Below are 21,274 nucleotides of genomic sequence, written 5' to 3'. Positions count from 1 at the left end.
ATGAGCCTTCTGAACTCTTCTGTTAATCAGAAGGCCCTCGGCAGGGAGTACAAGCACATTGGCCGCGTCTCGACCAGCGCCTGAAAAGGATTACAACCCTAACTCAGATAATCCAGGATGATCATCAGGGCGGCGACCTAAAGGCCAATGAAATTTGCGCTCAGATTCTTTTATCGGAAGATCATTAATGCAGGCATAACGGTTGTACATCAAGCCATCTTCGTTAAATTCCCAATTCTCATTACCATATGAGCGAAACCAGTTACCGGAATCATCATGCCATTCATAAGCATAACGAACCGCTATTCTATTATCAGTAAACGCCCAAAGTTCTTTAATTAAGCGATATTCATGCTCTTTCGCCCATTTTCTGGTTAATAAATCCTGTGCTGCTTTACGGCTATGCACAAATTCAGCACGATTACGCCAATGGGTATCCAACGAATAGGCCAATGAAACCTTCTCAGGATCACGGCTATTCCATCCATCTTCCGCTAAACGGACTTTCTGAATAGCGGTTTCGCGGGTAAATGGTGGCACCGGCTGGCGAATTTCTTTTATACCCGTCATCTTTCAAGTTGCCTCTTTGTTGGCTGCACTCGCTCACCCCGGTCACATAGTTTGCTATGCTCCCGGGGATTCACTCCCTTGCCGTCGCGATCCATCTTGAAATCCATAGGGTATATATTAGACATATTGTCTCCTAATTAAATTTTCCATTAATTCACATCGTATTTACTCAGCAATGCCTCGGCAATATTCATCGCCTCTAAAGCATAGTGTGTATCATTCATCACATGCGCAGTGGTAATAGCGCCTTCTATCAGAATCAAAAATTTCCTGGCTAAATCCTCTGATGAATCCGGCGATATTTCTTCACAAATAGACAGTACGTAAGTAAAAACTTTCTCTTTATGTTCCTTAGCAATTATTCTTACCGGATCATCAGGATTAGGGCGTTCACCGGATGTGTTAATAAATGCGCATCCTCTAAAATTATCACTTACGAACCATCTTTGTAATACCAGAAAAATATTCAGTAATTTCTCTTTCGGCGTTTTATATTCGGCTATTGATGAAGTAAACCACCGCATCCATCGTTCATCTCGCCGACGAAGAACGTCTTCAATCAACCCCTCTTTCGTACCAAAATAACGATAAATTGTCTTACGTGAAGAACCTGTCGTGCGTGTTATCAGATCGATACCCGTCGCCGCAATCCCCCTTGTGTAAATTAATTCCTCTACAACATCCAACATGTTTTCCCTGATGTTGGGCACCGGCTCACCTTCCATGTTTTTCATGGTAGAACGATCATTCTCCATAGTCAACCTCTTTACTAAAAAAATAGATTTAAACTGTTATCTATATGATTTAAAAAATAATTATTAATATTCATCGTCTTTATCACCAAAGTTGTTCACCTCCACATGAGAACACCCTTTTATAATGATCTTATCAGATAAATGAAGAAATAATATTAAATTTCCTACTACCGTTTCTTGCTTATTATATCAATTAAAAAATATAAATTTATTTTTAAAAGAAAAAAAATAATATTAAAAATTATTTTCATAGAATATTTACAATAATCTATTTTGCTTATTTATTGTCAATTATTTTTAATTAAAACGATTAGGAATATTATTAATAAATATGTTAAAACACTACTAGCAATTAGTCAGAAATATACCTTATGGAAGATGACAGGTATAAAATGAAGGGCGAATATCGCCCTTCTGTCAACCACCAGCTAATTTAACTGTCATACCTTTGGCTTCAAGTAACTGTTTCAATAAATCTCTTTTATCGCCTTGAATTTCGATCTCACCGTCTTTCAATGAACCACCGCAGCCACATTTTTTCTTCAATTCAGCCGCCAGATTAGCGAGTGTCTGATCATCAGCATCAATCCCGGTAATCACGCAAACCCCTTTTCCTTTACGGCCACTGGTTTGACGCTGAATACGAACAATGCCATCGCCTTTTGGGCGCTGAGGTTTAACTATTTCTTCCTGAATACGCCCTCTGTCTGTGGAATAGACCAAGCGCGAATTATTATCTTGCATTAATAGCTCCCGCAATAGATTGATTAATTTGACGCAATGCGGCCGCAGGATCGGCGGCACGGGTAATCGGACGCCCAATAACCATATAATCAACACCAGCGAATACCGCCTGTTCTGGCGTCATGATACGGCGCTGATCACCTGCATCACTGCCCGTCGGGCGAATTCCGGGAGTAACTAATTGAAAATGCTGACCACAAACCTGTTTCAGTTGCTGAGCTTCATGCGCAGAACAAACCACACCATCCAGCCCACATGCCTGAGTCAGCTTTGCCAGCCTTTCAGCCTGTTGCGCTGGCGTCATATCAATCCCAATACCTTGCAGATCCGATTGTTCCATGCTGGTTAATACCGTGACAGCAATTAACAATGGCGCATCATGACCATAAGGTAGCAGCGCCTCTTTCGCCGCCGCCATCATTCTGGCACCACCACTGGCATGTACGTTTACCATCCAAACCCCCATCTCAGCAGCAGCGGCTACCGCTCTGGCAGTGGTATTAGGAATATCATGGAATTTCAAATCCAGAAATATTTCAAAACCACGTTGGTGCAGTAACTTAACAAACTGCGGACCATGTAGGGTGAACATCTCTTTACCTACTTTCAGACGGCAATCCTGTGGATCAATTTTATCGGCAAAAGCCAGCGCCGCATCCTGATTGTCGTAATCTAAAGCAACAATGACAGGCGAGCTAATCTGTCTACCGAACGATGTTAAGGTATGAGATGTCATTTTTTAACCTTTTTGACTAACAAAGCAATATTGTGGTGACACTGTCACTGACCATCTAATCCACGGATCGGTTTAATAGAATCCCACGAACGGCATGATGGACAGTGCCAATAAAGCGAATGAGAAGTAAAGCCGCATTTATGGCAGCGATAATTAGGTTTAGTGCGAATTTGTTCACCAACCATGTCCCGTAGCAAAATAATACTTTCTTTTGCCCGACCCTCTTCTGCTTCGGCCAGGTGGTAATCCATCAGGCGATAAAATAGGCGCATGGTCGGATGACGCTCTAATCGATGATTGATGTAAGTTTGCGCGACTTCATGCCCTTTTTGCTGCTCGATAATATCAGCCAGCAAAAGCTCGGCCGTGGCTCCACAATCTTCCTCGACACAACGTTTCAGGAAATTTTCCCATTCATCAATCTGATTTTGATGCTGGTAACACTCTTGGAGAATAGGTAGCACCTCACTCACCAACTGTTTATCCTGCTCAAGAACAGATTTTAAAGCATCCGCCGCTTTATTGTACTCTTGCCGGGCCATAAACAAGCGCCCCAACATGATAGAAACTCTGGCGCAGTTTTTATCTGCCTGAACCGCTTTATTGAGATAACCGATAGCTTCATCAAGATCATCACCGCTCATCTCCTGTAAAGCGAGTTCACAATAAAAATGCGCAATTTTTTCCCGTAAATCATGCTTGCCGGATTTAACTAATTTCTCAGCAATATCAATGGCTTTTTTCCAATCACTGGTTGATTGATAAATAGTCAGCAGCGACTGAAACGCATTTTCCTGAAAATCTTTTTCATTCACCAATTGAGCAAACATATTTTCAGCACGATCATACAGACCCGCAGACATATAATCGCGGCCCAATTGTTGCGTCGCAAGCAAACGCTGATCAAATGTCAGAGAAGCGCTTTCCATGAGAGATTGATGAATGCGGATAGCCCGCTCTACTTCTCCTCTGGAACGGAATAGATTCCCCAAAGTCAAATGTGCTTCAAAAGCAGAACTGTCCTCTTTGAGCATTTCAAGAAACAGATCCACGGCTTTATCTTGCTGGTTTGAAAGGAGAAAGTTAACCCCGGCAACATATTCTCGTGATAAGCGATCAGCATTTTGTTGCTTATCCTGTTGAGCACTTCTGCGCCCCATATACCAGCCATAAGCAGCGGCCACAGGAAGCAACAGAAACAACAGCTCTAACATAGGAGTTTATTCCTTGCTAAGTGCAAGCGATGAATCAGTAACCGAAGGTTCAGCAGGTTGCTCCAGTTGCACTTCAAGTCGCTTAATCTTGCGTTCAGCTCTTCCTAATGACAAACGAACACGAAGATAAAATAATCCACAGATAACCCAACCTAACACGAAACCGCTAGCAAATAATACAGCTAAAAGTGTAGATATAGAGTAATTCCCTTTAGCAATCAGATAGTTAAATGTAACGACCTGATCGTTATTTGATCCAAGAGTCATCGAGATGACAAAGATCACCAATATCAGTAATAAAATCAGAAAATATTTCACATTTTTTCCTGTTATCTATTGTTGCTTGGACATTATGCTGGATAACGGCTCATTAAATTAGCATTTCCAGTCTGGATAAAGGAAGCAATTTATCATGATAAATGCGTCTTTCAGCTCTTTTACGATATCTTCCCATCGATTAAGTGTAAATAAGAAGCAATTACACCACCAAATCCTTTTTGTCGTTAATCAACCGCCATTTTTCTGTGAGATAACAGATAGCCATCACTAATACTGCACTAATTAACGTTGATGTGATAATGTCCTGCGACCAGTGCATACCTAATGCCATTCTGCTAATCAGACCATACCATCATACCATCACAATTGTAGATATAATTATTTGAAAGTTTTTGACAGATAATTTGCGGTAAATATGGCAAAATATAGCCACATTATAATCAGAGAAAATCTTTTACGCAGTGTCCGCTGATTTCCCAGACCGGTATTGTTTTTCACATCTATGCTTTGTAACGAATGTCTTGTAACGAGTCTGAATCAACATATGAACAATAAAATGCAATTAAAACGAGTCGCTGAGGCCAAGTTACCCACTCCTTGGGGTGATTTTTTAATGGTCGGCTTTGAAGAAATCGCCACAGGTCAAGATCATGTCGCATTAGTATACGGTACTATTTCTGGCAATGAACCTGTGCTTTCCAGGATCCACTCAGAATGTCTGACCGGTGACGCCCTGTTTAGTCTGCGTTGTGATTGCGGTTTTCAACTTGAAGCCGCCCTTGCTCAAATTGCTAAAGAAGGGCGAGGTGTATTACTTTACCATCGGCAAGAAGGTCGTAATATTGGCTTAATCAACAAAATTCGTGCTTACGCGTTACAGGATAACGGTATCGATACTGTAGAAGCTAACCATCAGTTAGGTTTTGCCGCCGATGAGCGTGATTTCACCTTATGTGCAGATATGTATAAATTACTCGGTATTCAAGCTATTCGTCTGCTGACAAATAATCCCAAGAAAGTGGAAATTATGACCGAAGCAGGGATTAATATCGTAGAACGTGTTCCATTAATTACCGGCCGAAATCCTAAGAATGCTTATTATTTGGATACTAAAGCCAGAAAAATGGGGCATTTGTTATCTGAGCAAAATTAGTTTTTCAGTAAGCTAGCTGAAAAGACGGCGCTCAAATAAATCAGTGCCGTCTTTAGTATGATGTATACCCTATGGATTTCAAGCTGCATCGCGACGGCAAGGGAGTGCAGCCAACAAAGAGACAACTTGAAAGATAACGGGGATAAAAATTATTTCAACATGTGACGAATAACATAGTGCAAGATACCACCGTGGTGGAAATAATCTAATTCAGTTTTGGTATCAATACGACACTGAGCATTAATGATCTCCTGATGCCCATCCGAATAAGTCATTTTCACCGGTACAATTTGTCCCGGCTTGAGGTTATTCATCCCTTCAATATCAATTGTCTCATCACCTTGCAGATTTAATGTCTTACGATTTACGCCTTGAGGAAATTCCAATGGTAATACGCCCATACCAATCAGGTTCGAACGGTGAATACGCTCAAATGATTCCGCAATCACCACTCTAACGCCCAATAACCGAGTCCCCTTCGCTGCCCAGTCGCGGCTCGAACCGGAACCATATTCTTTGCCCGCAATGATAGCCAATGGGGTTTTTTCTTCCTGATAACGCATAGCCGCATCATAAATCGCTAATTGTGTCTGTGACGGAATATGGCGGGTATATCCTCCTTCCACACCAGCAATCATCTCATTACGGATACGGATATTGGCAAACGTTCCACGCATCATGACTTCATGATTACCGCGCCTTGAACCGTAGGAGTTAAAATCTTTAGGTTCAACGCCATGTTCTTGAAGATAACGCCCTGCCGGACTGTCAGCTTTGATATTCCCCGCCGGAGAAATATGGTCTGTGGTGACAGAATCCCCAAGAATAGCCAATATATTCGCGCCGTGAATATCCGTTATCGCTTCTGGCTCTGCGGTCATCTCACTAAAGAATGGCGGGTGGCGAATATAAGTAGAATCAAGCTGGAAGTGATAAGTTGCAGAACTCGCAACATCCAGCGATTGCCATGTTTCATCACCATCAAAGACTTCCGCATACTCTTTGTGAAACATATCCGCCTTAATTTGCTCAACAGCTTTAGCAATTTCTTTGCTATCAGGCCATATATCCTTCAAATAGACATCATTGCCTTGTTGATCCTGACCAAGAGGATCTTTAGTCAAATCCTTTTTCATGTTGCCGGATAAAGCATATGCCACAACTAACGGCGGCGACGCTAGCCAGTTAGTTTTTATCAGAGGATGGATACGGCCTTCAAAGTTTCGGTTGCCAGAAAGGACGGCACCGACGGTAAGATCAGCTTGCTTAATCGCCGTTTCAATAGATTCAGGTAATGGCCCAGAGTTACCAATGCAAGTTGTGCAACCGTAACCCACTAGATTGAAGCCCAGTTCCTCCAGATAAGGCATCAAGCCCGCCAATTCAAGGTAATCTGTCACCACTTTCGAGCCGGGTGCCAGTGAGGTTTTCACCCACGGTTGGCGTTTAAGTCCCTTCTCAATCGCTTTTTTCGCCAACAACCCCGCAGCCATCAGCACACTAGGATTAGATGTGTTGGTACAGGAAGTAATCGCAGCAATGACAACAGCCCCTTCTTCTAACTCATACTTCTGATTATCCAGATTAACTGGCGCTGAGATGGCTTTCCCTTGGGGTTTATTCATTTCCAGATCAATGGCTGACTGAAATATCTGAGGTACTCGCGCTAAAGCCACCCGGTCTTGTGGGCGTTTCGGTCCAGCGAGGCTCGCTTCCACCGTCGACATGTCCAGCTCAAGACTGCTGGTAAATACCGGTTCATCACCGGGATTTCGCCATAATCCTTGGATCTTACAATAAGCTTCTACCAGCGCAATCTGCTGTTCTGTACGCCCTGTCAATCGCATATAGCTCAGGGTAATATCATCTGCCGGGAAGAAACCGCAAGTTGCACCATATTCCGGTGACATATTGGCAATGGTTGCCCTGTCTGCCAGCGGCAAATCAGCTAACCCATCTCCATAAAATTCAACAAATTTCCCGACCACACCATGTGCACGCAGCATCTGAGTCACTGTCAGTACAAGGTCTGTTGCAGTAATCCCTTCGCGTAACTTGCCGGTAAGTTTAAAACCCACCACATCAGGAATAAGCATGGAAACAGGTTGTCCTAACATAGCCGCTTCAGCTTCAATACCGCCCACACCCCATCCCAGAACACCGAGGCCATTGATCATGGTGGTATGAGAATCGGTACCAACCAAGGTATCAGGATAAACTAGCTCCCGTCCGTTATGCATTTCATGCCAAACCGTTTTACCCAGGTATTCCAGGTTTACCTGATGGCAAATCCCGGTTCCGGGCGGGACCACACGAAAACGGTTAAACGCTTTTTGCCCCCAACGCAGAAAGAGATAACGTTCATAGTTACGTTCCATTTCTAATTGAACATTTTGTTCAAAGGCTTTTTCCGTGCCGAATTTATCCACCATAACTGAATGGTCAATAACCAAATCAACAGGTGATAGTGGATTAACTTGTTCAACATCACCACCAAGGCGCTGAACCGCTTCTCTCATGGCCGCTAAATCAACAACGGCAGGCACCCCAGTGAAATCCTGCATTAATACACGTGCTGGCCGGTAAGCAATTTCTCTGTCTGCATGGCCGGTATTTTGCCAATCAACCATTGCTTGCAAATCATCATCAACAACAGAATTGCCATCAATATTGCGAAGAAGATTTTCCAAAAGAACTTTCATTGATTTGGGCAAACGGGAAATATCACCCAAATGTTTAGCAACCAGTGGTAAGCTGTAATAATCATATTGTTTACTTGCAGCGGAAAGTGTTGAAACACAAACTTTTTTCAAATCAAACGACATAACTCCTCCTTCTTCTTATACTGGCATAACTCAAAACCACCTTAATGATAATGGCACAAATTAAACATAACATATAAGCAAATATTTTTTTCTCATCACCGCACAATGCGTCAATTCAGTGTATCTATCAGAATTTCAGTAATAAATTTTGATAATTTAGCCGGGTAAACAATCGAATGATAATCAGCTAGAATTAACTCGCTAACAATTCAATTGGATTCAAATTATCAATAAAAAAACAAGGACAAAATAATGGATATAAAAAACACAATTACGAATAATCAGAAACATATCGCAAAAATCAATGAAGCTAATACGTTCTTTCACATCGACGATGCTTATTTTAGTATAGAAAATACCAATAAATACAATGAAAAGGATGGTTTAGTTCAGTTCATTATAGCCAAACAATTATCTGATAAACCAGAAGTTATAGATAAAACTAATAGTTTAAGTCAAACATTAATTGCACTCTCCTCCATCGCAACCAATTATGTCAATAAATACGCGGAAAAGTATGGAGAGCAATATAAAACAGATATGGACTTTTGGACTAAAGTCGTTAACAAACTACCTCTAATGGGTACTAGCAAAGTTGAATCTAAAAATTACACCGATTCATTAAATGGTTTAAGCATTTCAAAAAGTTTCCTTAATTTCATTATGAATGTGGTTGTATTCGAAAATACAGATATGCTGCCAGATTTCGCTAAGTTTCTGACCAAGCAAGGGGAAACGATTCGTTTAGGTATTCGGAAAAATAAAGGCTTCTATTCTACTGTGACACTAACGATTGCTATCGATACCTTGATTGTAGGAGAGAAGACCGTATATATTCCAAAACTAAAACTCTATCGAGTTAACTTTGATAGCACTAATTCAAACTTTTTATCAAGCTGTGCTTCTAATGAAAATATCAATATTGATTTTGAGTATTCATCCTTAATATCGGTTTTAGACTATGAGGCGCTCGAAAATCCTGAGATTAAAGCCAGTTTTGATAATTTCATCAACAAACAAAGAAAAACATCAATAGAAGAGTCTGATGATTTCTTCAGTGGTGAATTTGACCCCATCTGATAAGCAAAATTAGGGAGCCAATGGCAATCATTAGCTCCCTAATTATATCCGTTATCTTTCAAGTTGCCTCTTTGTTGGCGGCACTCGCTCACCCCGGTCACAGAGTTACCTATGCTCCCGGGGATTCACTCCCTTGCCGTCGCGATCCATCTTGAAATCCATTGGGTATATTTCATTATACGATTGGTAATTTGATATCTTTGAACATGACTTCGATATCTTCATTTGAGCGTAAAGCAACTGCCTGATCAATAACATCACGCGTCAGGTGAGGCGCAAAACGCCACATAAAATCATACATGTAGCTGCGCAAGAAACTACTGCGACGAAAACCAATCTTAGTTGTGCTGTAGCTAAATTTATCACGCATATCAATGCAAACCAGGTCGTTATCCTGCACCGGATCAACCGCCATGTTGGCAATAACCCCTACACCTAATCCTAACCGGACATAAGTTTTAATAACATCAGCATCCGTCGCAGTGAAAACAATTTTAGGCTTTAAGCCCACTTTATCGAATGCGACATCTAACTCAGAACGACCGGTAAAACCAAACGTATAAGTGACCAGTTGATATTCAGCCAATTCTTCAATTGAAACACTCTCTTTACCTGCCAGCGGATGATCCGACGTCACCACCAGCGTCCTGTTCCAATGGTAACAAGGCAACATTATCAAATCTTCATATAAATGCAGTGCCTCAGTTGCAATAGCAAAATCAGCACTACCTTTACTCACAGCTTCAGCAATTTGCGTTGGCGACCCCTGATGCATGTGTAAAGAGACCTGCGGATAACGTTCAATAAAACCTTTAATCACAGGAGGTAATGCATAACGGGCCTGTGTGTGGGTAGTAGCAATATATAGCGAACCACGATTCGGATAAGTATGTTCACTAGCAACTGACCGTATTGCATCAACCTTAGATAATACTTCACGAGAAATTCGGACAACCTCTTCACCTGCGGGAGTAACATGCGTCAGGTGTTTACCACTACGGGAAAAAATCTGAATGCCTAATTCATCTTCAAGCATTCTAACCTGCTTACTGATCCCGGGTTGAGATGTATACAATCCTTCTGCCGTAGATGAAACATTAAGGTTGTGGTTTACCACCTCCACGATGTAACGAAGCTGTTGCAATTTCATATAAACACCATCCCAAAATAAACGCTGTGAACAATTATGGCTTAGAAACCTGGACTGATATTGCTGTTTGCTATTTATTATAACGAATAGAAATAATATTGTTGTCGCATATAACCACTATAACACGATTACATATTTATATAACGAATAATTAAAAATTCATAATGAATGTTTAACCGGATTCTAATTCATATATTTTAAGATAATGCCAATAGGCGAAAAAAGCCAACCTATAAGGTTGGCTTAATAGAAGAAAATAATCCCTTTTCTGAGAAAAAGAGAGTGTTGATTCTGTCAGAAATTGTTACTTTTTGTCTTTCTCAACCCATTTTCCATCAACATAAAACACACTCCACCCCGTTGCTTTGCCATTTTTCTCTGAAGAAGCATATTGCTGTTTAGTCTTACGGCTAAAACGAATAACTGTTTTATTACCTTCAGCATCCACCACAGGCGCATCAGCCAGATAGCGTAATTTCTCCGGTAAACGTTCTTTAAAACGAGCCAACTCTTCTACCAACGGCGCTCTGGTTTCTCTTGATTTAGGGAAAGTGTTTGCTGCTAAAAATACACCGGCTGCACCATCACGCAATACAAAATAGGCATCAGATTTTTCACAAGGAAGCTCTGGTAGCGGAACCGGATCCTCTTTTGGCGGCGCGACTTCCCCACTACGCAAGATTTTGCGGGTATTTTTACAAGTTTCATTGGTGCAGCCCATGTATTTACCGAAACGCCCCATTTTCAGGTGCATTTCAGCGCCACATTTATCACATTCGATAACTGGGCCGTCATATCCCTTAATGCGAAATTCGCCCTCTTCCACTTCGTAGCTATCACAAGCCGGGTTATTACCACAAACATGTAACTTACGTTGGCTATCAATAAGGTAACTGTCCATCGCTGTACCACATTTTTTACAGCGACGACGGGCGCGCAATGCATTTGTTTCCGCCTCATCCCCTTCCAAGACATTAAGAATTTCATTTTCAGGAATAAGGTTTATCGTCTGCTTACAACGCTCTTTAGGTGATAACGCATAACCAGAACAACCCAAGAAAACGCCGGTGGTTGCCGTTCGAATGCCCATAGAGCGCTGACATGTCGGGCACTCAATAGAGGTAATAACCATCGGATTAGGCCGCATGCCGCCCTCTTCCGGCTCTTTATTGGCGACGTCTAGCTGTTCACTAAAATCCGTGAAAAACTCATCCAAAACCCCTTTCCATTCGACTTTGTTACTTGCAACCTGATCAAGCTGATCTTCCATTCGCGCAGTAAAATCATAACTCATCAGCTCGTTGAAATTTTCTTCCAGACGATCAGTAACAATCTCTCCCATTTTCTCCGAGTAGAAACGGCGGCTCTCTACGCGAACATAACCACGCTCCTGAATCGTGGAGATAATGGAAGCATAAGTGGATGGGCGACCAATACTGCGTTTCTCCAGCTCCTTAACCAAGGATGCCTCACTGTAACGTGCCGGTGGTTTAGTGAAGTGCTGGCTTGGGATCAGTTGTTGCAAATCAAGTTCTGTACCAATTTCAACAACCGGCAACGTGTGGTCTTCATCACCTTTGCGCAACACAGGCATCACTTTTGTCCAGCCATCAAAACGCAATGTACGACCTTTGGCCCGCAACTCAAAATCACCCGCCTGTACCGTCAATGTTGTGGAATCGTATTTCGCCGGTGTCATCTGACAAGCCACAAACTGACGCCAGATTAGCTGATACAGCTTCTGTGCATCCACATCCATATCTTTCAGTTGCTCTGCCACGATATCAACACTGGAAGGACGAATCGCTTCATGCGCTTCCTGTGAATTCTCTTTGCTGCTGTAAGTATTGGCTGCTTCTGGCAGGTATTTATCGCCAAAATTATCACTGATATAATCACGAACCATATCCAGCGCATCCTGACTCAAGTTAGTTGAATCAGTACGCATATAAGTAATATATCCAGCCTCATACAAACGCTGAGCCATCATCATGGTCTTTTTAACACCAAACCCTAAACGCGTGCTGGCTGCCTGTTGCAATGTAGATGTGATAAACGGCGCACTCGGTTTACTGGATGTTGGGCGATCTTCACGATCAAGCACTTTGTAACGGGCTTTTTCCAGTAAAGAGACGGCGGCTTGAGTTTGTTCACTATTAACCGGCTTAAATGGTTTACCCTGCTGATGGGTCACTTCCATATGCAGCGAGATTTCGCCTTTCGCCAGCAAATCAGCATGTAATTGCCAATATTCTACCGGTACAAACGCTTTAATTTCACGCTCTCTTTCTACCACAAGGCGTACCGCCACTGATTGCACACGGCCGGCAGAGAGCCCTCTGGCAACCTTTTTCCACAGTAGCGGAGAAACCATATACCCCACAACTCGATCCATAAAACGGCGAGCTTGTTGAGCATTTATCCGGTGAATATTTAATTCACCCGGATTATCAAATGCCTGTTTGATGGCATTTTTAGTGATTTCATTAAAAACAACCCGGCTAAAACGATCGCCATCACCACCAATCACTTCCCGCAAGTGCCATGCAATGGCTTCTCCCTCGCGGTCAAGATCCGTTGCGAGATAAACATGATCAACTTTTTCAGCCAGTGATTTCAGCTCTGCCACGACCTTCTCTTTGCCCGGCAAAATCTGATAATTCGCTTCCCAACCACGGTATGGATCAACCCCCATGCGGTTGACTAATACAGCTTTCTCATCTTTTTTAACCTTCTTCTTAGACTTATCGGTAGATGAGCTCGAACTCTTTTGGCTGGCTGAGCCACTGGTCGGCAAATCACGGATATGACCAACGCTGGATTTCACCACGTAGTCACTTCCCAAATACTTGTTGATTGTTTTGGCCTTTGCCGGGGACTCCACTATTACAAGAGCTTTACCCATAGTTATCTTTACCTAATTATCTTTTCAGATGGTGGAATTCACTGCGCCATATCACGGTATTTAAAACCTCTTTTTATATTGCGATAGATTCTCAATATATCAACTTATTTTTATTCAGTTGATTCCGCCAAACTCGAAACATATTGAATTATCTAAGGTATTTTAGATACCGCCCATGATCTACGCAAATGAATGAAGTGATCACCGTAAACAAAATCTTCCATCTGCATGATGAAAAGTTCACACTCTACCTGATAAAAAATGATGCGCAACAAATTATTTTTGATTAAGGATAGAAATAGTAGAAACAGAACAACACTGATTAAAGGTGAACAATGACTAAAAAGAGCTAGTGATATTATCCGCCAACGTGAAAGTTTTATTCATGGCATGTATATAAGTAGCGTAGAACAAAAAGGAGATGTATTAGTATTAATGGTGAATTTTCTCTAAGGGAAAATGATTTACCCACAGTAAAAAGTACGGCTATTTTCAATATGTTCAAACACCTGACGCCTATCCTACCGAAACAATATTATCTCGAAAATTAATAACAAAAATTTATTGAGCAACGAATAGGCAGATATATGAAAACAATATATACCTTCATAGATTTCAAGATGCATCGCGACGGCAAGGGAGTGAATCCCCGGGAGCATAGATTAACTATGTGACCGGGGTGAGCGAGCGCAGCCAACAAAGAGGCAACTTGAAAGATGACGGGTATAAAAATATATCTGCCGGTATAACTACAAGTATTAATTACACTTCTAAGGTGAGATCAGAGAAAAAACCCGCCATCAAACGGTTAAACAGCTCTGGCGCTTCCCAGAATGGCCCATGTCCCAAGTTGAGCAAGTTATACACCTGACCAGTCCAGAGATTTTTGTAGGTTATCCCGTTAATATAATCAATATTAACGAATAAATCTTCTACACCATTGACGATAGCCAGTGGTGTTGGGTTTGTTTCAACCAATAACCGTTGGTCCATAACGTCTGGTGAAACCGATGCTTCAGACATATATTGCCGGGCCAGACCATCGGTCCGCGCCACTGCGGCTCTCAAAAATGGCTCACAAAGCGCGTTTTCACCATACAACGCCAAGGTATAATCCGTAATCTCCTCTTCTGTCAGCGAAGCCTTACCCGATATTGCCATAAACCGGCTTGGTTTAAATCCAAGGCTGACATTTTCTGCACCTGGGCTAACCGGCGGCGTGCCACAAATCATTAGCCCAACAATCCCTGGGAATCTTGGGATCAGCTCTAAACCGATATGTCCCCCCAGTGACCATCCGAAAACAGCAACTTTATCGATGGCTAATTTTTCCAGTACTTCGATGATGCAAAGGGCATAGCCAGATATCGAATAGGTCCGGCGAGGATCCACTGCATTTGATGAAGCACCGTGTCCGGGTAAATCAATAGCTAAAATCCGATATTCGTCACCAAAACAGTTAATTTGATGGCGAAAAACTTCTTTACAACTTGAATTACCGTGTATAAGGAGGACCGGTAACCCATCACCTCCCGTATCAGCAACAGAGATAACAGCATGACTGGTATGAATATCGTATTGTGAAATAGCCATAATACTTTATTTCCTTATGAATATTATTGTAAGTTGCCGTTCTTCGAGGATTTGCATAATGCGTTTAAAAACGCCAATAGCGCTGTGCAAAAGTGACTTGGATTTGTTTGAAGATCAGCTAAGCAGAACAGATAAACGCAAAGCCAGAGTATCAACTATTGGTGTAGAAAAGCCTGCGGCTCATCACAAGCAGGAAGAGGGATGTAAAGCAAATTATGTAACACCTGTAATATTTTAACAGGGCCAAAATAGCAGGTTTTTCAGTGGAATAACATCATGAGAATAAGCGTTGCTCTGTTCAATTAGCACATCACAATTAAGCAATATATCGAGGCGTCCCTGAGCGTCGAAATAGAACGCCTTAGGATATACCCGTCATCTTTCAAGTTGCCTCTTTGTTGGCTGCACTCACTCACCCCGGTCACATCGTTATCTATGCTCCCGGGGATTCGCTCCCTTGCCGCCGCGATCCATCTTGAAATCCATAGGGTATACGCCAAGATAATTGATCCAAAATAGCGGATTTGATTAAAGCAGAGGCTTCTCCCCTCTTTGCCACCAGCGCAATAACAGTTTATCAATACTTTCCATTGCATTGCCGGTGAAACGCTCTACCATGCGTTTACGGCGTGTATAACTGACACCAATAACTTCACAGTTATCTATTTGAGCAATCAACAGATCATCGCTGACACCAATTTCGTCAATCAATCCCTTCTCTTTCGCCTGTGAGCCGTACCAATATTCGCCCGTCGCCACACTTTCCACGTCAAGTGATGGGCGATGTGTATGAATAAACGATTTGAATAGTTCGTGAGTCTGATTCAGATCTTCCTGAAACTTTTTCCGGCCCTGCTCTGTATTTTCTCCCAACACAGTCAGTGTACGTTTATATTCACCAGCCGTATGGAGTTCCACATCGATATCATTTTTCTTCAATAGCTTATGAATGTTCGGAATCTGAGCGACCACGCCAATAGAACCAATAATGGCAAAAGGTGCAGCAACTACACGATCAGCAACACAAGCCATCATATAGCCCCCACTGGCAGCAACTTTATCTACGACGATAGTCAAGCGAATACCTTTCTGACGCAAACGGGCAAGCTGAGAGGCCGCCAATCCATAGCCATGCACCATGCCACCTGGACTTTCCAGACGTAACAACACTTCATCTTTTGCATCTGCCACGGCCAGAATCGCGCTAATCTCTTCACGTAATGAATCGACTTCGTGTGCATCCATACTCCCTTTAAAATCCAGTACATAAAGACAAGGTTTCTGTAACCCTTTATGACCTGTCTTAGCGTCACTCTTCTTCTGCTTGGATTCGAGCTTTTGTTGCTTATTAAACTCTTTCTGCCAGATTTTCCCTTCCGCTTCTGTCATGCGCGCCCGCTGCATTTGACGCTGTTTATCCCGATATGACTCACCGAGATCGACGAGTTTCAATTCTCCTTTTAGCGAAGATTTCCGCATTCCTATGCCGATACCCAATATTGCCAGAGCAATAATCGCCAACACCAGCGTAACTACTTTGGCTAAAAACAACCCGTAAAGAGATAAGTATTCCACAAAATCCACCTTTTGTTTCTTAAACATTTACCAAATAAATGTATTTGATTTTTTTCACTTAAAAACAATATATTATAATTAATTCGTATTCAATAAATACGAATATGTACAAATAAAAACGTCCAGTATATCGGTCTCAGTAGCTAATTCTACACCATTAAGATGGAGAAATGGGGGACTAGTTCAAAAATGAGCAATTAGATTGCAGAATCACAAAAACCCGGCGTTTCAACCAAGCATTCTGACTGTTATAACTGCCTGATCGCTACCACTATCTGAAAGAAAAGAGAGAAATTATTGAACAATGGAAAAGTAAACTGCTATCGCTGTGAGTAAAGAATAAGGGCCAAACAGTCCCCATCATTATGCTGCCCTTACAATACAGTTAGATCGCTATCCCTATTATATAATAATTTAATGGGTAGTCGTTAGTTTGTAATTATCAATGAAAATTTTAACAACAGACTCAATGTGTTTCATATTGAAGTGACATGAACCTCTAGTTCAACAAATTTAACAACCCGCCGCTTGTACAGCAATAGCCCAGTCATAATCATGATCCCGACCAACTTCAGCTACCTAAGTTGCCTATTACGACATTGAACGGAAGGTCTCATGTGGGGCTTACTGCTATACCGGTAAAAATAACTCTGCTTCGATTTCGTCAGAGTTATGCTGATGTGCCATGCTTCTCTCATCGTGAAAACCACCAGTGTTAACTGATGGCTATTAACATATTTCCGATACAACCTTATATTGAAGCCATAAATAATTCAGGTTAGCTTTATAAGGCTTTAACTAAATAAAATCGTTACATAGCTCTTGTAAGTTATTAATAACACGTCCCACATGGAAGCCGTCACAAGTAGCATGATGCACCTGAATTGCCAAAGGCAACTGAGTTTGATTTCCATTCTGGTAAAATTTTCCCATGGTAAATATGGGGGGAAAATAATCCATAACACTCGCCATGTTCAAGTTAAACCCATCAAAACTTACCCACGGCACTGACGATATGTGAAAGTGGTTTTCAGGTAGTTCTGGTTTAGAAAAAAAGCAAAGATCATCTTTGTAGGTTTCATAATCAGCAGAATAATTTTTCATAAACTCTGCCAGATCAGAATTGAACTCAGTCCAAATTGCTGAGAATGTTTCGGTTTCCTTATGAAAGATTGTATATGCAGGATTTACACCATCCCATACAATTAATTCTTCATCTTTTATAGCCATTCTGAATTCAGAGTAAGAGTTTACAACTGTAGATATTAAATAAATCATGGTTGGATAGAATTTATATTGTTTTTCCACCAACGAAGATAACAAATGGGTAATATCAATTTTTGCTGTTAGACTAAATCCGCATTGCACAACATTACGGTAATGCAAGAAATGCTCTTTCCTATCCCAGAGATCTATATCAACCTTTGAGTAATTCATGTTTTCCCCTTCTAATGTAAAATTTAACAAATTGATTAAATTAGAAGGGCTGCTCTTTCTGTTTGTATTGAAATCATCATCACTCCGGTGTGAAATTGGATTAAATACCCAGTCTCTGACGAAAAAAATTATACATTAGCTAAAGACAAATAACTACCAACGCAGCACTGCGCCACTAACATTCACTCACACAGCCCGCAATGTTTCTCCGTTTATCTCCTGAGCAATCAGCCTTGGCAAATTTGACTCAATATATCACTTTCTGTTTTGATAGCCTGAACGGCCTCCGACGGTAACAAATCGCGCCGTCAATAACAGGAAATTTTCAAATGTTACATTACCAACCAAAACATGACCTCCTACAACAACGTATTATTTTAGTGACAGGCGCTGGAGAGGGTATTGGCCGTGAAGCGGCTTTGACCTATGCCCGTTACGGTGCACAAGTGATCTTACTTGGCAGAACAACACACAAACTGGAAGCTGTGCAAAAAGAGATTAAACAAGCAGGTGGTGCCCCTGCAACTGTTTACACTATGGATCTGCTTACCGCCACAGCCGAAGAGTGTCAGGCATTCGCTGGCGATTTAGCGCAATATTATCCGCATCTGGATGGCGTATTGCATAATGCCGGATTACTGGGAGCTGTCGCACCAATGGCAGAGCAACCCGTGCAATTATGGCATGATGTTATGCAAGTCAACGTCAATGCGACCTTTATGTTAACGCAAGCCTTATTGCCGCTATTATTGAAGTCACCTGACGGATCATTAATCTTTACCAGTTCGAGCGTTGGCCGCGAAGGTCGTTGTGGTTGGGGAGCCTATTCTGCCTCTAAATTTGCCACTGAAGGCATGATGCAAGTTTTAGCAGCAGAATATAAACACACTTCTCTACGCGTTAATTGTATTAATCCCGGCGGTACACGCACAAATATGCGCACCCGCGCATTCCCTAACGAAAATTCTGCTAAACTGAAAACACCGGCAGATATTATGCCACTGTATCTTTATCTTATGGGCAGCGATAGTCTGCATAAAACAGGCATCAGTTTTGATGCCCAACCCGGACGCAAAGCAGGACCAGCCGAATAATGACAATCAATGACAGCCAACATCAAAAAAGGCAACAACGCCTAAAAGAAAAAGTGGATTTCCGTATTGAAGCCGCCCAGTTAGAACGGGGTATTCTGATCGTTTTTACCGGCAATGGTAAAGGCAAAACCACTGCGGCATTTGGCACCGTGACCCGAGCGATAGGTCATGGATTTCGTGCCGGTGTGATCCAGTTTATCAAAGGTAAATGGGAGAATGGCGAGAAAAATCTGCTGGAACAGCATGGAGTGAATTTCCATGTGATGGCAACAGGTTTTACCTGGGAAACTCAAAGCCGGGAAACCGATACTGTAGCCTGCCAGCAGGTATGGCACCATGCGTTAGAGATGTTATCTGATCCCGATTTGGATTTAATTGTTTTAGATGAACTGACTTATATGGTGAGTTATGGCTATCTTCCTCTGGAAGAAGTTATTACTGCGCTCAACCACCGACCGGAGCACCAATCCGTTATTATCACCGGCCGCGGTTGCCATCGTGAATTATTGGAAATGGCAGATACCGTCACAGAGATGCGTCCGGTAAAACATGCCTTTGACGCCGGCATCAAAGCACAAAAAGGGATCGATTGGTAAAAAAGGCCCCGTTATAACACACGAGACCCAGAAAACTTAACGGCCTTTTGGTGCGGTTGTTCGCCCCGCCTTCTGGCGTGAACTGCCCGGACGTTTTCCTGCCGATGGACGCGATGCGACTTGAGCATGGCGTTTAACCGCTCGGCGGATTTGGTTAGCTTTAAGACGGCGCTGATCACGCCCAACGGCCACTTTGGAAACCGTCTCCTCATTCAAATCCACTAATTGGCGTAAATAGTTAGTCTGCTCCAGACCCAGTTCCGTCCATCCCCCGCGTGGTAAGCCTTTTGGCAAACCAATATCCCCATAACGCACACGAATAAGACGGCTCACCTGTACACCAACCGCTTCCCAAAGACGACGAACTTCACGGTTACGTCCTTCTGTCAGCGTGACGTTATACCATTGATTCATCCCCTCACCGCCTTTAAACGCGATAGTGCGGAATGAGGCGGGACCATCTTCCAGTTGAATGCCCTTAGCCAGTTGTTTCAATTTAGCATCATCAACTTCACCAAAGACACGAACAGCATATTCGCGTTCAACTTCACGGCTTGGATGCATCAAACGATTAGCCAGCTCACCATCCGTGGTAAATAGCAACAAACCACAAGTATTCACATCCAGACGCCCAACAGCTATCCAGCGGGAACCTAGCAATTTAGGCAGGCGATCAAAAACCGTTGGCCGCCCTTCTGGATCATGACGAGTACAAAGCTCACCCTCTGGTTTGTAATAAGCCAAAACACGGCAAACCGTTTTTTGTGATTCTTTGATATTTAATATCCGACCATCGAGACGGATTTTCGTGGCGGGCTGAACTTCAAGGCGATCACCTAAAGTCGCAATCTTACCGTCAACACTGACGCGCCCTTGTTGAATATAACCTTCTATTTCGCGGCGGGAACCGTGGCCGGAACGCGCGAGAATTTTCTGTAACTTTTCAGATTTCTGTATCTTACCGCTCATTGAGCAACCTCTGTTGTCGCCTTCACAGGCGTCGTGTTATATATCAATCAATACGTTAATAGTGGAATTCAATCATAACAAACTGATTTTAATACATTTGATAGCATAGAATGCTAGAAAATAGCTCATACATTCTAATCCGTGGCCGAGCATTCTACACTAATTTCAGACACAATGATTCTAATCCAGCAATTCCCATCACGCTAAAACTGAAAACATCATGGCTGGCGTAAGGGAACAACATCTCCATCCTTATCGCGATTTACCGACATTTAATATGACGGATTCCCCATTATCAGAATTAAAAAACCCAGCACCGATCACATTTCATACTACCCATTCTGACGGTCAATTAATTACACATTAAAATGGTTCAATAATGTAACTATTAAATAATCAATATTCTCTGTGGTAAATGGTCATTTTATACCCGAAGCCTGACCGCAGATGCTCAGGTCACTTATTGGTTAGCATCACTGACTTTTTAACACTTAAATTAAACAAAAGGGATAGTACGATGAGTAAACGCAACAACTCGGTGGCGAGAGGCACGAGTTATCTTTTAATTTACCTGACGGCAATTCAGCCGCTACACCCGG

General features: G+C 42.2%; 21 protein-coding genes and 1 pseudogene. 6 read left to right on the top strand and 16 right to left on the bottom strand.

Annotated features, from left to right (window positions below; genetic code table 11):
* Window positions 1-90 precede the first annotated feature (90 nt).
* The 8 genes from AACQ38_RS14820 to AACQ38_RS14785 all read right to left on the bottom strand — a co-directional run bounded on the left by AACQ38_RS14820 (window position 91) and on the right by AACQ38_RS14785 (window position 4,629).
* Window positions 91-540 (bottom strand): nuclear transport factor 2 family protein, encoded by a 450-nt coding sequence (locus AACQ38_RS14820; RefSeq protein ID WP_339367055.1) that lies wholly within the window; start codon window positions 538-540, stop codon window positions 91-93.
* Entirely contained in the window at window positions 476-616 is a 141-nt protein-coding gene (locus AACQ38_RS14815) for a hypothetical protein (RefSeq protein ID WP_339367052.1), read from the bottom strand. The genes AACQ38_RS14820 and AACQ38_RS14815 overlap by 65 nt, the downstream gene beginning before the upstream one ends.
* Window positions 617-719: 103 nt before the next feature.
* Window positions 720-1,325 (bottom strand): TetR/AcrR family transcriptional regulator, encoded by a 606-nt coding sequence (locus tag AACQ38_RS14810; RefSeq protein WP_113049813.1) that lies wholly within the window; start codon window positions 1,323-1,325, stop codon window positions 720-722.
* Window positions 1,326-1,742: 417 nt separating this feature from the next.
* Window positions 1,743-2,069 (bottom strand): stress response translation initiation inhibitor YciH, encoded by a 327-nt coding sequence (gene yciH, locus AACQ38_RS14805; protein WP_113049814.1) that lies wholly within the window; start codon window positions 2,067-2,069, stop codon window positions 1,743-1,745.
* On the bottom strand, window positions 2,059-2,805 hold the full coding sequence (pyrF, locus tag AACQ38_RS14800) for an orotidine-5'-phosphate decarboxylase (protein ID WP_058589688.1): 747 nt from the start codon (window positions 2,803-2,805) through the stop codon (window positions 2,059-2,061). The genes yciH and pyrF overlap by 11 nt, the downstream gene beginning before the upstream one ends.
* Window positions 2,806-2,849: 44 nt before the next feature.
* A complete protein-coding gene (gene lapB / locus AACQ38_RS14795; protein WP_011146656.1) occupies window positions 2,850-4,019 on the bottom strand; it encodes a lipopolysaccharide assembly protein LapB in 1,170 nt (389 codons plus the stop codon).
* Between the two features lie 6 nt (window positions 4,020-4,025).
* Entirely contained in the window at window positions 4,026-4,337 is a 312-nt protein-coding gene (locus AACQ38_RS14790) for a LapA family protein (protein ID WP_011146657.1), read from the bottom strand.
* A 160-nt stretch (window positions 4,338-4,497) separates the two neighbouring features.
* Window positions 4,498-4,629, bottom strand: coding sequence for a hypothetical protein (locus AACQ38_RS14785; RefSeq protein ID WP_109791587.1), 132 nt, complete (start codon window positions 4,627-4,629; stop codon window positions 4,498-4,500).
* Between the two features lie 225 nt (window positions 4,630-4,854).
* Between AACQ38_RS14785 and ribA the strand changes: the two genes are divergently transcribed.
* Window positions 4,855-5,451 carry a GTP cyclohydrolase II gene (gene ribA / locus AACQ38_RS14780; protein ID WP_041380089.1) on the top strand — a complete coding sequence of 199 codons (597 nt, stop codon included), beginning with the start codon at window positions 4,855-4,857 and terminating at the stop codon, window positions 5,449-5,451.
* Between the two features lie 149 nt (window positions 5,452-5,600).
* Here the strand turns inward: ribA and acnA are convergent, their stop codons facing one another.
* Window positions 5,601-8,276, bottom strand: a complete 2,676-nt coding sequence (acnA, locus tag AACQ38_RS14775; RefSeq protein ID WP_165578463.1) for an aconitate hydratase AcnA — start codon at window positions 8,274-8,276, stop codon at window positions 5,601-5,603.
* Window positions 8,277-8,528: 252 nt separating this feature from the next.
* On the opposite strand from acnA, the gene AACQ38_RS14770 reads away from it, so the two are divergent.
* A complete protein-coding gene (locus tag AACQ38_RS14770) occupies window positions 8,529-9,356 on the top strand; it encodes a hypothetical protein (protein WP_011146660.1) in 828 nt (275 codons plus the stop codon).
* Between the two features lie 175 nt (window positions 9,357-9,531).
* Here the strand turns inward: AACQ38_RS14770 and cysB are convergent, their stop codons facing one another.
* Window positions 9,532-10,506, bottom strand: a complete 975-nt coding sequence (gene cysB, locus AACQ38_RS14765) for an HTH-type transcriptional regulator CysB (protein ID WP_011146661.1) — start codon at window positions 10,504-10,506, stop codon at window positions 9,532-9,534.
* A gap of 304 nt (window positions 10,507-10,810) precedes the next feature.
* A complete protein-coding gene (gene topA / locus AACQ38_RS14760; protein WP_011146662.1) occupies window positions 10,811-13,411 on the bottom strand; it encodes a type I DNA topoisomerase in 2,601 nt (866 codons plus the stop codon).
* A gap of 339 nt (window positions 13,412-13,750) precedes the next feature.
* Between topA and AACQ38_RS14755 the strand changes: the two are divergent.
* Window positions 13,751-13,962: pseudogene (locus AACQ38_RS14755) on the top strand (DUF2498 family protein); the annotation flags it as partial.
* A 211-nt stretch (window positions 13,963-14,173) separates the two neighbouring features.
* On the opposite strand, the gene AACQ38_RS14750 reads toward AACQ38_RS14755, so the two are convergent.
* Window positions 14,174-15,004 (bottom strand): alpha/beta fold hydrolase, encoded by an 831-nt coding sequence (locus AACQ38_RS14750; RefSeq protein ID WP_011146664.1) that lies wholly within the window; start codon window positions 15,002-15,004, stop codon window positions 14,174-14,176.
* Window positions 15,005-15,062: 58 nt separating this feature from the next.
* On the opposite strand from AACQ38_RS14750, the gene AACQ38_RS14745 reads away from it, so the two are divergent.
* The gene (locus tag AACQ38_RS14745; protein WP_011146665.1) at window positions 15,063-15,242 is read left to right on the top strand and encodes a hypothetical protein; all 180 of its coding nucleotides are present in this window, start codon (window positions 15,063-15,065) and stop codon (window positions 15,240-15,242) included.
* 64 nt (window positions 15,243-15,306) lie between these two features.
* Here the strand turns inward: AACQ38_RS14745 and AACQ38_RS14740 are convergent, their stop codons facing one another.
* From AACQ38_RS14740 to catA, 3 genes are all read right to left on the bottom strand, one after another.
* Window positions 15,307-15,504 carry a hypothetical protein gene (locus AACQ38_RS14740; protein ID WP_165578462.1) on the bottom strand — a complete coding sequence of 66 codons (198 nt, stop codon included), beginning with the start codon at window positions 15,502-15,504 and terminating at the stop codon, window positions 15,307-15,309.
* Between the two features lie 28 nt (window positions 15,505-15,532).
* Window positions 15,533-16,579, bottom strand: coding sequence for a protease SohB (gene sohB, locus AACQ38_RS14735; protein ID WP_011146666.1), 1,047 nt, complete (start codon window positions 16,577-16,579; stop codon window positions 15,533-15,535).
* 798 nt (window positions 16,580-17,377) lie between these two features.
* Window positions 17,378-18,016 carry a type A chloramphenicol O-acetyltransferase gene (gene catA, locus AACQ38_RS14730; RefSeq protein ID WP_011146673.1) on the bottom strand — a complete coding sequence of 213 codons (639 nt, stop codon included), beginning with the start codon at window positions 18,014-18,016 and terminating at the stop codon, window positions 17,378-17,380.
* Between the two features lie 329 nt (window positions 18,017-18,345).
* On the opposite strand from catA, the gene AACQ38_RS14725 reads away from it, so the two are divergent.
* Both AACQ38_RS14725 and cobO read left to right on the top strand, forming a co-directional pair.
* Window positions 18,346-19,110, top strand: a complete 765-nt coding sequence (locus AACQ38_RS14725) for a YciK family oxidoreductase (protein WP_011146674.1) — start codon at window positions 18,346-18,348, stop codon at window positions 19,108-19,110.
* Window positions 19,110-19,706 (top strand): cob(I)yrinic acid a,c-diamide adenosyltransferase, encoded by a 597-nt coding sequence (gene cobO, locus AACQ38_RS14720; protein WP_011146675.1) that lies wholly within the window; start codon window positions 19,110-19,112, stop codon window positions 19,704-19,706. Before AACQ38_RS14725 ends, cobO begins: the two co-directional genes overlap by 1 nt.
* 36 nt (window positions 19,707-19,742) lie before the next feature.
* Here cobO and rluB read toward each other — a convergent pair whose 3' ends face one another.
* On the bottom strand, window positions 19,743-20,675 hold the full coding sequence (gene rluB / locus AACQ38_RS14715) for a 23S rRNA pseudouridine(2605) synthase RluB (protein ID WP_165578461.1): 933 nt from the start codon (window positions 20,673-20,675) through the stop codon (window positions 19,743-19,745).
* Between the last annotated feature and the right edge of the window lie 599 nt (window positions 20,676-21,274).

The organism is Photorhabdus sp. RW14-46 (genome assembly GCF_963887965.1).
In the GTDB taxonomy this organism is placed as follows: Bacteria; Pseudomonadota; Gammaproteobacteria; order Enterobacterales; family Enterobacteriaceae; genus Photorhabdus; species Photorhabdus laumondii.
This window is presented reverse-complemented; position numbering and strand designations above follow the sequence as displayed.

Excerpts from the sequence above, each read along its gene's own strand:
- AACQ38_RS14810 (WP_113049813.1), bottom strand. The coding sequence starts at position 1,325 with ATGGAGAATGATCGTTCTACCATGAAAAACATGGAAGGTGAGCCGGTG.
- yciH (WP_113049814.1), bottom strand. The coding sequence starts at position 2,069 with ATGCAAGATAATAATTCGCGCTTGGTCTATTCCACAGACAGAGGGCGT.
- pyrF (WP_058589688.1), bottom strand. The coding sequence starts at position 2,805 with ATGACATCTCATACCTTAACATCGTTCGGTAGACAGATTAGCTCGCCT.
- lapB (WP_011146656.1), bottom strand. The coding sequence starts at position 4,019 with ATGTTAGAGCTGTTGTTTCTGTTGCTTCCTGTGGCCGCTGCTTATGGC.
- AACQ38_RS14785 (WP_109791587.1), bottom strand. The coding sequence starts at position 4,629 with ATGGCATTAGGTATGCACTGGTCGCAGGACATTATCACATCAACGTTA.
- ribA (WP_041380089.1), top strand. The coding sequence starts at position 4,855 with ATGCAATTAAAACGAGTCGCTGAGGCCAAGTTACCCACTCCTTGGGGT.
- acnA (WP_165578463.1), bottom strand. The coding sequence starts at position 8,276 with ATGTCGTTTGATTTGAAAAAAGTTTGTGTTTCAACACTTTCCGCTGCA.
- AACQ38_RS14770 (WP_011146660.1), top strand. The coding sequence starts at position 8,529 with ATGGATATAAAAAACACAATTACGAATAATCAGAAACATATCGCAAAA.
- cysB (WP_011146661.1), bottom strand. The coding sequence starts at position 10,506 with ATGAAATTGCAACAGCTTCGTTACATCGTGGAGGTGGTAAACCACAAC.
- topA (WP_011146662.1), bottom strand. The coding sequence starts at position 13,411 with ATGGGTAAAGCTCTTGTAATAGTGGAGTCCCCGGCAAAGGCCAAAACA.
- AACQ38_RS14750 (WP_011146664.1), bottom strand. The coding sequence starts at position 15,004 with ATGGCTATTTCACAATACGATATTCATACCAGTCATGCTGTTATCTCT.
- AACQ38_RS14745 (WP_011146665.1), top strand. The coding sequence starts at position 15,063 with ATGCGTTTAAAAACGCCAATAGCGCTGTGCAAAAGTGACTTGGATTTG.
- catA (WP_011146673.1), bottom strand. The coding sequence starts at position 18,016 with ATGAATTACTCAAAGGTTGATATAGATCTCTGGGATAGGAAAGAGCAT.
- AACQ38_RS14725 (WP_011146674.1), top strand. The coding sequence starts at position 18,346 with ATGTTACATTACCAACCAAAACATGACCTCCTACAACAACGTATTATT.
- cobO (WP_011146675.1), top strand. The coding sequence starts at position 19,110 with ATGACAATCAATGACAGCCAACATCAAAAAAGGCAACAACGCCTAAAA.
- rluB (WP_165578461.1), bottom strand. The coding sequence starts at position 20,675 with ATGAGCGGTAAGATACAGAAATCTGAAAAGTTACAGAAAATTCTCGCG.